Source organism: Acuticoccus mangrovi (assembly GCF_016411865.1).
In the GTDB taxonomy this organism is placed as follows: Bacteria; Pseudomonadota; Alphaproteobacteria; order Rhizobiales; family Amorphaceae; genus Acuticoccus; species Acuticoccus mangrovi.
Genome location: NZ_JAEKJA010000008.1, coordinates 40,071 through 49,936, shown reverse-complemented (window position 1 = coordinate 49,936; position 9,866 = coordinate 40,071). Strand labels below are relative to the sequence as shown.

At 70.1% G+C, this 9,866-nt stretch carries 13 protein-coding genes; 3 read left to right on the top strand and 10 right to left on the bottom strand.

Translation table 11 applies throughout. The features are described 5' to 3' along the window. Positions 1–145: 145 nt before the first annotated feature. The 9 genes from JCR33_RS11815 to ffh form a co-directional block, all read right to left on the bottom strand. Positions 146–418: a BQ00720 family protein gene (locus JCR33_RS11815; protein ID WP_198882285.1), complete on the bottom strand. Its 273-nt coding sequence runs from the start codon at positions 416–418 to the stop codon at positions 146–148. 20 nt (positions 419–438) lie between these two features. After that, positions 439–873, bottom strand: a complete 435-nt coding sequence (locus JCR33_RS11810; RefSeq protein ID WP_198882284.1) for an Hsp20 family protein — start codon at positions 871–873, stop codon at positions 439–441. A gap of 110 nt (positions 874–983) precedes the next feature. Further along, on the bottom strand, positions 984–1,667 hold the full coding sequence (gene trmD / locus JCR33_RS11805; RefSeq protein ID WP_198882283.1) for a tRNA (guanosine(37)-N1)-methyltransferase TrmD: 684 nt from the start codon (positions 1,665–1,667) through the stop codon (positions 984–986). After that, positions 1,664–2,296, bottom strand: a complete 633-nt coding sequence (gene rimM / locus JCR33_RS11800; protein ID WP_198882282.1) for a ribosome maturation factor RimM — start codon at positions 2,294–2,296, stop codon at positions 1,664–1,666. Before rimM ends, trmD begins: the two co-directional genes overlap by 4 nt. Before the next feature lie 49 nt (positions 2,297–2,345). Then, positions 2,346–2,723: a 30S ribosomal protein S16 gene (gene rpsP, locus JCR33_RS11795; RefSeq protein WP_198882281.1), complete on the bottom strand. Its 378-nt coding sequence runs from the start codon at positions 2,721–2,723 to the stop codon at positions 2,346–2,348. A gap of 16 nt (positions 2,724–2,739) precedes the next feature. Next, on the bottom strand, positions 2,740–3,321 hold the full coding sequence (locus tag JCR33_RS11790) for a GNAT family N-acetyltransferase (protein WP_198882280.1): 582 nt from the start codon (positions 3,319–3,321) through the stop codon (positions 2,740–2,742). Next, positions 3,318–3,863: a GNAT family N-acetyltransferase gene (locus JCR33_RS11785; protein WP_198882279.1), complete on the bottom strand. Its 546-nt coding sequence runs from the start codon at positions 3,861–3,863 to the stop codon at positions 3,318–3,320. Before JCR33_RS11785 ends, JCR33_RS11790 begins: the two co-directional genes overlap by 4 nt. Beyond that, positions 3,860–4,462 (bottom strand): GNAT family N-acetyltransferase, encoded by a 603-nt coding sequence (locus JCR33_RS11780; protein ID WP_198882278.1) that lies wholly within the window; start codon positions 4,460–4,462, stop codon positions 3,860–3,862. Before JCR33_RS11780 ends, JCR33_RS11785 begins: the two co-directional genes overlap by 4 nt. Beyond that, a complete protein-coding gene (ffh, locus tag JCR33_RS11775) occupies positions 4,459–6,021 on the bottom strand; it encodes a signal recognition particle protein (RefSeq protein ID WP_198882277.1) in 1,563 nt (520 codons plus the stop codon). Before ffh ends, JCR33_RS11780 begins: the two co-directional genes overlap by 4 nt. Before the next feature lie 261 nt (positions 6,022–6,282). Between ffh and JCR33_RS11770 the strand changes: the two genes are divergently transcribed. The 3 genes from JCR33_RS11770 to JCR33_RS11760 all read left to right on the top strand — a co-directional run bounded on the left by JCR33_RS11770 (position 6,283) and on the right by JCR33_RS11760 (position 9,106). Further along, positions 6,283–6,540 (top strand): hypothetical protein, encoded by a 258-nt coding sequence (locus JCR33_RS11770; protein WP_198882276.1) that lies wholly within the window; start codon positions 6,283–6,285, stop codon positions 6,538–6,540. Beyond that, positions 6,537–6,986, top strand: coding sequence for a DUF3775 domain-containing protein (locus tag JCR33_RS11765; RefSeq protein ID WP_198882275.1), 450 nt, complete (start codon positions 6,537–6,539; stop codon positions 6,984–6,986). Before JCR33_RS11770 ends, JCR33_RS11765 begins: the two co-directional genes overlap by 4 nt. A gap of 137 nt (positions 6,987–7,123) precedes the next feature. Further along, complete coding sequence (locus JCR33_RS11760) at positions 7,124–9,106, top strand: AMP-dependent synthetase/ligase (RefSeq protein ID WP_198882274.1); 1,983 nt, start codon at positions 7,124–7,126, stop codon at positions 9,104–9,106. A gap of 2 nt (positions 9,107–9,108) precedes the next feature. Here JCR33_RS11760 and JCR33_RS11755 read toward each other — a convergent pair whose 3' ends face one another. Next, positions 9,109–9,771 carry a LysE family translocator gene (locus JCR33_RS11755; protein WP_198882273.1) on the bottom strand — a complete coding sequence of 221 codons (663 nt, stop codon included), beginning with the start codon at positions 9,769–9,771 and terminating at the stop codon, positions 9,109–9,111. Positions 9,772–9,866 lie beyond the last annotated feature (95 nt).

Here is a 9,866-nt window from a genome sequence, read left to right as displayed (position 1 = left end):
GAGAACGGTAAGGAAATGGTTAGGGCCGGAGCCTAGCGCGCCTGCCGCTCAGGTTGGATCAACCTGAGCGAAGAGCAATCGCGCCAGATCTTGAGAGCGAGCACGCTTTTCCCCTCAACCCGATCGAGGTTGAGCGGGACGTGCTCTAGTGGCGGCTGACCGTCACGAGGTTGTTTTCCATGGCGTTGGCGAGCACGGCCTGGGGCGTGTCCGCCAGAACGATGGGGGTCCCATCGGCCGACAGCAGTGCCCACAGACGCTGGCCCGGCGTCAGGTGAGGAACGTTCGGAAAGAGAGCCGTCACTTCCTCGGAGCGGAACGCCCGCACATAGGCCACCTGGCCCGTGCCCAACGTCGCCAGCATTTCGGTGGTGATCGCCGGATTGGTGTCGGCCGAAGCCTTTTCGATCTCAGTCATAGTCCGACTCAACTCCTTTACTACGGTGCCGGTTCGGCGCCGATCTCGATGGTTCGAACCGTCCGCTCGGGTTCGGGACGCACCAGGTCGATGGACAACAGCCCGTCGGCGAGTGAGGCGCTGAGGATCTCGATCCCCTCCGCCAGCACGAAGGCGCGTTGGAACTGCCGGGCCGCGATACCCCTGTGGAGGAAGTGTCGGTCACGATCCGCGTCTGGAGATTGCGCACCGCGGATGACGAGCTGATTGTCCTCCACGGTCACCGAAAGCTGATCTTTCGTGAAGCCGGCCACCGCCAGCGTGATCCGCAGGCGATCGTCGTTTCCCGTCACGATCCGTTCGATGTTGTAGGGCGGGTAGCCATCGCTCCCGCTCTTCGACACGCGCTCCAGAACGCGCTCGATCTCTTCAAAGCCCAGAAGCAGCGGGCTCGAGAGAGGGGTCATTCGAGTCATTCTAGCAGTCCTTGCAACAAGCGACCGTCGAGAGGGCCCATCGGGCACCCTCCCGCTTCCTGATATTGGCATGGACTGCCCGGAGCGCAAGCAGGAGCTGTCGCTGCCTGTTAATTGCGCGGCTTGCGTATCAGGTCGGGCCTGCGCTCGGCGGTGAGGCGTTCGCGCGCGGCGCGGCGCCACTGCGCCACCCGCGCGTGGTCGCCGCTCGTCAGGACGTCGGGGATCGCCCGCCCTTCCCAGATGGCCGGGCGGGTATATTGGGGATGCTCCAGCAGGCCGTCGGAGAAGCTCTCCTCACTCGCCGATTGGGCGTTGCCCATCACCCCCGGCAGGAGGCGCACGACGGCGTCGAGGATCACGAGCGCCGCCACCTCACCGCCCGACAGCACGTAGTCGCCGATCGAGACCTCGGTGAGGCCGCGCGCCTCGATCACGCGCTCGTCGACGCCCTCGAACCGGCCGCACACCAAGGTCGCCCCCTCCCCTGCGGCGAGCTCTTCGGCCATCCGTTGCGAGAAGGGACGGCCGCGCGGGCTCATCAACAGGCGCGGGCCGACGGTGGGCGCGGCATCGATGGCGGCGGCCATCACGTCGGCCCGCATCACCATGCCGGGGCCGCCGCCGGCGGGCGTGTCGTCCACGGAGCGGTGCCGGTCGGTGGCGAAGTCGCGGATGTTCACCGCGTCGAGCCGCCACAGGCCCTCGCGCAGCGCCCGCCCGGCGAGGGCGGCGCCGAGCGGCCCGGGAAACATGTCAGGGTAGAGCGTCAGGACGCGGGCGGAAAAGGTCACGCCGGGTCGGGCTCGCCGGGCGCCGTGGTGGCGCGTGCGTCCGCCGGCGCGTCACCGCCCGCATCGTCCCCCTCGCCCGGCTCTTCGTTCTCGCCTGGCTCGTCGTTCTCGCCCGGCTCGTCGCTCTCGTCGGTGAGGAGGCCCGGCGGCGGGTCGACCACCAGATAGCCCTCGCCGATCCTCACCTCGGGCACCACCGCCCGGGTGAACGGCACCAACGCGCCGTGCGGCCCCCTCACGTCGAGCACGTCGCCGGCGCCGAAATCGGCGACGCCGAACACTCGGCCGAGCACCGTGCCGTCGGCAAGCCGCGCCTCCAGCCCCACGAGATCGATGTGGTAGAACTCGTCCTCGTCGGGCCGCGGCAGACGTCGGCGCGGCACGGCGAGGTCGATGCCCCGCAGCGCCTCGGCGGCATCGCGGTCGGCCACCCCTTCGATCTCGGCGACCACGCTCTTGCCCACCTGCCGCACCGAGGTGAGCTTCAGGCGGCGCCCGTCCGGTGCTTCGAACGGGTTGTAGCGGCGCAGCGACAGGGGATCTTCGGCGAAGACGGTGAGGCGCACGGCGCCACGCACCCCGTGGGGCGCGCCGATGCTCGCCATCACGACGCGACGCTCGTCACTCATGGCCTCGCCCATCCTTCGGACGGCCGGGCGCACCGCCCGGCCGGTCGGATCACGCCTCGGCTTCGGCGGTGGCGGCCGCTTCGGCCTTGTCGGCCTCGGCCTGACGGCGAGCCTCGGCGCGCTCCTGAGCCTTCTTGCCCGGCTCGGCCTTCTTCGGGTTGCTGCGGACCGGACGGGAGGCGATGCCGGCCTGGTCGAGGAAGCGCAGCACGCGGTCGGTCGGCTGGGCGCCGAGGCCGAGCCAGTGACGGATGCGCTCTTCGACGAGCGTCACCCGCTCCGGATGGTCCTTGGCGAGCATCGGGTTGTAGCTGCCCACCTTCTCGATGAAGCGGCCGTCGCGCGGCGCACGGACATCGGCCACCACGATCCGGTAGTAGGGGCGCTTCTTGGATCCGCCACGGGCGAGACGAATACGGGTCGACATTCAGTTCTCCTGAGATTCAGTGCAAGGTTGAGGATGACGCGTGGGCCGCGCCGGCCATGTCATGGCAATACCGCACGAAGGTCGTGCCATAGAGGTCGCGGGTCCCCTCCGCCCGAGCGCCGAGGCGTTCGGCAAGGCGGATCGAGGCCCGATTTTCGGGATGGATGAAGCTTGCGAGTCGGACGAGGCCGCGGGCCATCGCGGCGTCGCGCACGGCGCGCGCGGCTTCGGTGGCGTAGCCGCGGCCCTGGCGGTCCGGCAGGAGCAGGTAGCCGAGCTCCGGCTCCGGCCAGTCCTGCGGATGGTAGAGGCCGACACCGCCGACGAGGAGACCGCTCTCCTCCTCCACCGCATAGAGCCCATAGCCGCGCAGCGTCCAATGGCCGGCGATGGCGGCGAAGGCGCGCCAGGCGGCGCCGTCGTCGGTCGACGCCCCGCCGAGGAAGCGCGTCGCCCGCGGATCGCGATTGAAGACGGCGACGCGCGGGAAGTGGTCGCTGCGCCAGGGCACGAGGCGCAGCCGCCGCGTCGCGATGGTGCTCGGCATCGTGAACGGGGGGAGCGTCAAGGAGGCAGGCGTCGCAAGAATCGTGTTCATCCCGTCATCCGCTCCTCGGCGGGATGGGGATGACGGTAGACCGCCCGCACGGCGCCGCCGAGCACGCTGTCGCCCTCATAGGCGGCACCGAGGCGCTCCAGCACGCGACGCGAGGGGGCGTTGTCGACGGCGACGAAGCTCGCGAGCGGGGCGAAGCCCGCGCCGGCCGCCGCCGTCACCACCGCACGCACGCTCTCGGCGACGAACCCCTTGCCCCGGCAGTCGACGCACACAGCATAGCAGAGCTCGGGCTCCGGCCAGCCGATGGGCTCGATCAGCCCGACATAGCCGGCGAGGACGCCGCGATGCTCCACCGCGTAGAGGCCGAAGCCCGTCAGCGCCCAGTGGCCGACGATCGCGGCGAGGAGGCGCCAGGCGCAGCCGAGATCCGGCCGGCCGCTCGCGAGCTGACGCCGCGTCATCCCCTCCTCGGCCGCGAGGACCGCGAGGCGGGCGCAATGGTCCTCCCGCCACGGCACCAGCGCCAGGCGCTGGGTGGCGAGGGCGGGGGGCATCGCCGGGCGGTGCGGAACGGCGTTCATGCGACCGCTCCCTCGGAAAGGTTCGACGCGCGCGATCCGGCGCCGGGCGTCGCATGGCGCATCACCATCGCCGGCAGGCCGCGCAGCGCGATGGTCGCCTCGTGCACCGCGCCCACCGATTGGGCGACGCGCTGCGAGGGAAGGTTCTGCGGCGCGATGTAGCTGACGAGGCCCGGCGCGCCGGCGACGAAGGCGGCGTCGCGCACGGTCTGCACCGCCTCGCGGGCGTAGCCGATGCCGCGCGCGTCCGGCAACAGGCCGTAGCCGATCTCGATCTCGGGCCAGTCGACCGGAAACCAGAGGCCGGCAAAGCCGAGATAGCGCCCGTTCCGCTCGGCGATCGCATAGTGGCCGAAGCCGTAGAGCGCCCACTGGCCGGCGAAGATCGCGAGGAAGGTCCACGCTCCCGCCGGGTCGCGCTGGCCGCCGATGAAGCGCGCCGTCTCGGCATCGCCCCACAGGCTGGCGAAGAGGTCGAAATGCTCCGGCCCCAGCCGCTCCAGCACGAGGCGGGCGGAGTAGAGGCGCTCGGGCATGACGAACCCGCCCTCCGCCGCCGCCACGGCGCGCGGATCGCGCGGGATGGCCGCGCCGCTCACTTGCGCTTGCCCTTCTGGCGCTTGCCGCGTCCGGCGCCGCCGAGGTTCGGCATGCCGCCGAGGCCGGGAAGCCCGCCCGCACCGCCGAGCCCGGGCAGCCCGCCGGGCATGCCGCCGAGACCGCCCGGCAGGCCGCCTTGCGGCATCTGCTTGGCCAGCTTCTCGAGCTCGGCCGGATCCATGTCGCCGAGGCCGCCTTCGGGCATCTTGGGCATGCCGCCGCCCATCATGGCGCCGAGGCCGCCCATCAGGCCGCCCTTCCGCTTGCCCATCATCTTCATCATGTCGGACATCTGGCGGTGCATCTTGAGGAGCTTGTTCACCTCCTCCACCTTGGTGCCGGAGCCGGCGGCGACGCGCTTCTTGCGACTCGCCTTGAGGAGGTCGGGCTTCTTGCGCTCCTGCTTCGTCATCGAGTTGATGATGGCGACCTGGCGCTTGATGATCCGGTCGTCGATGCCGGCCGCGTCCATCTGCTTCTTCATCTTGCCGACGCCGGGCATCATGCCCATCAGCCCGCCGAGCCCGCCCATCTTCTCCATCTGGCCGAGCTGCTCTTTGAGATCGTTGAGGTCGAAGCCCCCCTTGGCCATCTTCTTGGCCATCGCCTGCGCCTTCTCGGCGTCGACGTGCTCGGCGGCCTTCTCCACCAGCGAGACGATGTCGCCCATGCCGAGGATACGGTCGGCGACGCGGGCGGGGTGGAATTCCTCCAGCGCGTCGGCCTTCTCGCCGACGCCGATCAGCTTGATCGGCTTGCCGGTGACGGCGCGCATCGCGAGCGCCGCGCCGCCGCGCCCGTCGCCGTCGACGCGGGTCAGCACCGTGCCGGTCACGCCCACCCGCTCGTCGAAGGCCTTCGCCACGTTGACGGCGTCCTGGCCGGTCAGCGCGTCGACCACGAGGAGGATCTCGTGCGGGCGCGTCACCCGCTTGATCTCCGCCATCTCGTGCATCAGCGGCTCGTCGACGTGGAGGCGGCCGGCGGTATCGAGGATCACCACGTCGTAGCCGCCGAGACGGGCGGCGGTCATGGCGCGCTCGGCGATCTGGGTCGGCGACTGGCCGGCCACGATCTTCAGCGTCTCGATGTCGTTCTCCTCGCCGAGCACGCGCAGCTGCTCCTGCGCGGCCGGGCGGCGGGTGTCGAGCGAGGCCATCAGCACGCGCTTCTTGTCGCGCGCCTGCAGCCGGCGGCCGATCTTGGCCGACGTCGTCGTCTTGCCCGAGCCCTGCAGGCCCACCATCATGATGGCGAGCGGCGGGGCGGCGTTGAGGTCGATCGGCTCGGCCGTCTCGCCGAGCATCGCCACGAGCTCGTCGTGGACGATCTTCACCACCATCTGGCCGGGGGTGACGGACTTCACCACCTCGACGCCGACGGCCTTCTCCCTGACCCGGTCGACGAACTGGCGGACCACGGGAAGCGCCACGTCGGCTTCGAGCAGCGCGCGGCGGACCTCGCGCAAGGCGAGGTCGACGTCACCCTCCGACAAGGCGCCGCGCCGCGTCAGCTTGTCGAAGATGCCGGAAAGGCGTTCGGAAAGACTGTCGAACATCACGCTCACCCGTCGTAGGTAGGCATTGGCACGAGCGCCGAGACCTAAGCAACGCAAAACGCGCCCGCGGGCGCGACGCGCTGGCGGACGGGTTGCGGGCTGACCCGCAGGGCCTCAGCTACGCCTTCGCCCGCCCGCCGTCAAGCCGTCGCGCCGCGATTGGCCGCCCGTCGCGCCGGCGCGTCCCGATGCCGCCCCACCGGCTGAAACCTTCCGTCCCCGTCACGGGTTGGGAGGCTAGAAATAGCTGAGGAGCAGATCATGGCCGACACCGCCAAAACGCCCCGCGACGACCGCAGCGCGCCGCTCTCTGAAACCGACCTCGCGAGCGACATCATGGGCAGGAACGCGCTCCAGGGCGACGACCAGCGGAACGTGCACAACGAGCGCCACGCCGTGCCCGACGCTAAACAGGAGGCCGATGCCAACCCGGTGGAGAGCGCCGAGATGCTCGATAAAGACGCCCGCGCCCGCGCCGAGCTCGGCAAAGGCAACCGTGCCAAGGGGGATCGGCGATGAGCACGCGCGAAGAGAGCGCCACCGAGCTCAACATCGACACCGAGCTCGTGCGCATCATCATCGTCAAGGCGCGGGCGGCGCTCTTCGAGATGCCGGACGCCGAGGCCGGCGAGATGGAGGAAGAGACGGAGCTCGACGCCGGCACCAGTCTGGAGCGCGACGACCCCGCCCAGCTCGCCGAGGAGAATGCCGAGGACGGCACCCTCGAGGAGGCGAAGGCGATGATCTCCTCGCTCAACGTCGACGAGCAGGCCGAGCTCGTCGCCCTCACCGCCATCGGGCGCGGCGACTACGAGCCCTCCGAGATCGAGGCCGCCGTGCGCGACGCGAAGGCCAACGCCGAGGGACCCGCCGACGAGGCTCTCTTCGAGATCGAGCTGTTCCCGAGCCTGCTTGAGACCGGTCTCGACGCCTACGAGGCGTGGCGCGACCGGGTCGCCGACTGACGCCGACGCCACGGGCCGCGGCGTCAGGCTTGATTGTCACTCCAACTCGCGTTCTCATCCCTGCAAAGCGTGACCGACACGGCGCCGCGGCGCCGAACAACAAGCGCAAGGGGTGCGACGCCCCAGGGAGAACGCCAATGGCAACCGACAGGGCGCCCTCGGGTCAGGCCGAGGGCGACACGTTCCCGAAGCTTCTCCTCGACAACGTGCGCCGCCGCGGCGCGCGTCCGGCGATGCGCCTCAAGGACCGCGGTATCTGGATCACCTGGACCTGGGCGGAGATGGCCGACGAGGTGATGCGCTTCGCCCTCGGCCTCGAAGCGATGGGCGTGGCGCCCGGCGACACCGTGGCGATCATCGGCGGCAATCGCCCCCGCCTCTACTGGACCTTTCTCGCCGCCCAATCGCTCCAGGCGATCCCGGTGCCCGTCTATGCCGACGCGGTGGCCGAGGAGATGGCCTTCGTGCTCGACCATGCCGACATCGCCATCGCCGTCTGTCAGGACCAGGAGCAGGTCGACAAGTGCCTCGGCGAGTCCGACCGCCTGCCGAAGCTGAAGAACATCATCTACGACGAACCGCGCGGGCTGCGCGACTACGGCCACGACCACGTGAAGGCGTTCACCAACGTGCAGGCGATGGGGGACGCGCGCCTTGCGAGGGACCCCGCCCTCGCCGAGCGCTGGCAGGCCCGCATCATGGCCGCCTCGGGCGAGGACCCGTCCACCATCCTCTACACCTCCGGCACCACCGGCCAATCGAAAGGGGTGGTGCTGAAGGCCGCCGGCGCCGTGCAGGCCGCCCGCGACACCGCCGCCTTCGACCATCTGCGCGAGAGCGACGAGGTGCTCGCCTACCTCCCCCTCGCCTGGGTCGGCGACCACTATCTGAACTACGCCCAGGGCCTCGTCGCGGGCTTCGCCATGGCGTGCCCCGAAAGTCCCGACACGGTGCAGCAGGACCTGCGCGAGATCGGCCCGAGCTTCTACTTCGCCCCGCCGCGGGTGTTCGAGAGCCTGCTCACCCGCGTCCTCATCCGCATGGAGGACGCCGGGGCGCTGAAGCGGCGGATGTTCCACCACTTCATGGCCGTCGCCAAGCGCTACGGCGAGGCGATCCTCGACGGCGAGCCCGTGCCGCTGACCGGCCGCCTCGCCTACGGGCTCGGCGAGATCCTCGTCTACGGCCCGCTCAAGAACGTGCTCGGCTTCAGCCGCATCCGCACCGCCTACACCGCCGGGGAAGCGATCGGCCCCGACCTTTTCTCCTTCTTCCGCTCCCTCGGCATCAACCTGAAGCAGCTCTACGGCCAGACGGAGGCGTTCCTCTACATCACCGCCCAGGCCGACGGCGCCGTGCGCTCCGACACGGTGGGGCCGGCGATGACAGGCGTCACGCTGAAGCTCGCCGAGAACGGCGAGGTGCTCTTCAAGTCGCCCGGCATGTTCATCGCCTATTACAAGGCCCCCGAGACGACCGCCGAGGTGATGACCGAGGACGGCTACATCAAGACCGGCGACGCCGGCCTCTTCGAGCCGGACGGCCAGCTCAAGATCATCGACCGCGCCAAGGACGTCGGCAAGCTCCATGGAGGAGCCCTGTTCGCCCCCAAATATCTGGAAAACAAGCTGAAGTTCTTCCCGGAGATCCGCGAGGCCGTGACCTACGGGCACGATCGGCCGTTCGTGGTCGCGATGCTCAACATCGACCTCGTCGCCGTCGGCAACTGGGCCGAGCGCAACAACATCTCCTACGCTTCCTACCAGGAGCTCGCGCAGCACCCCCGCGTCGCCGCGATCCTCGCCGACCACGTCGCCGCCACCAACCGGGCGCTCGCCGAGGAGCCGCTGATGGCGGGCATGCAGGTCCACCGCTTCCTCGTGCTCCACAAGGAGCTCGACGCCGACGACGGCGAGCTGACGCGCACCCAGAAGGTCCGCCGCTCGTTCGTCGCCGAGCGCTATGCCCCGCTCGTCGACGCGCTCTACGACGGCCGCTCCTCCTGCTTCATCGCCACCGAGGTGACGTTCGAGGACGGCCGCAAGGGCCTCATCGAGGCGACCGTGGCGATCCACGACGCGAAGACCGAGCCCGTCGCGGTGCCGCAGGCGGCCGAATAGGCTCAGTCGCTGCGGGAGGAGGCCGCGAGCGCGGCCCCGAGCCCCACGAGGACGCCGCCGCCGATCGCCTCCAGGAGCGTCACCAGGCGCTGGCGCATCAGCCGCGCCGAGAGCGAGGCGGCGAGCGCATAGGCGATGAGGATCGGCGCCTCGAGGAGCACGGACACGACGCCGAGCACCACCATCTGCATGCCGAGCGCCGCGTCGGCGGAGACGAACTGCGGCAGGATCGCCACGAAGAAGGCGAGGTTCTTGGGGTTGGAGCCCTGCAGCGCGAAGCCGCGCCACACGGCCTTTCGCAGGCCGCCCGCCGGCGCGGCGCGGTGGGCCGCCTCGAGATCGACGGCAGCGCCCCCCGCCTCCCCCTCGCGCCAATGGCGCAGGAGCGGCCGCATCATCGCGACCCCGAGCCAGACGAGATAGGCCGCCCCCATCCACTTCAGCACGGTGAAGAGCGTCGCCGAGGCGAGGATCAACGCCCCCACCCCGAGTGCGGAGAGGCTGAAATAGACGGCGTTGGTCGCCAGCACCCCCGCCGTCGCCGCAAGCCCCGCCGGGAGCCCCTGCCGCAGCGACAGCCCGACGACGAGGAGGACCGCCGGCCCCGGCGTCAACGACAGGAGGACCTCGGTCAGCGCGAACAGCGCAATCGTCTCGACGTGCATAAATCCCTCGAACTATCGCTAACGCCTATCCTGAGAAAGGATCGCATAGTCCGCTCCATAGCGGCAGCCAAAATCCTTTGCCATCAGCGGGATAG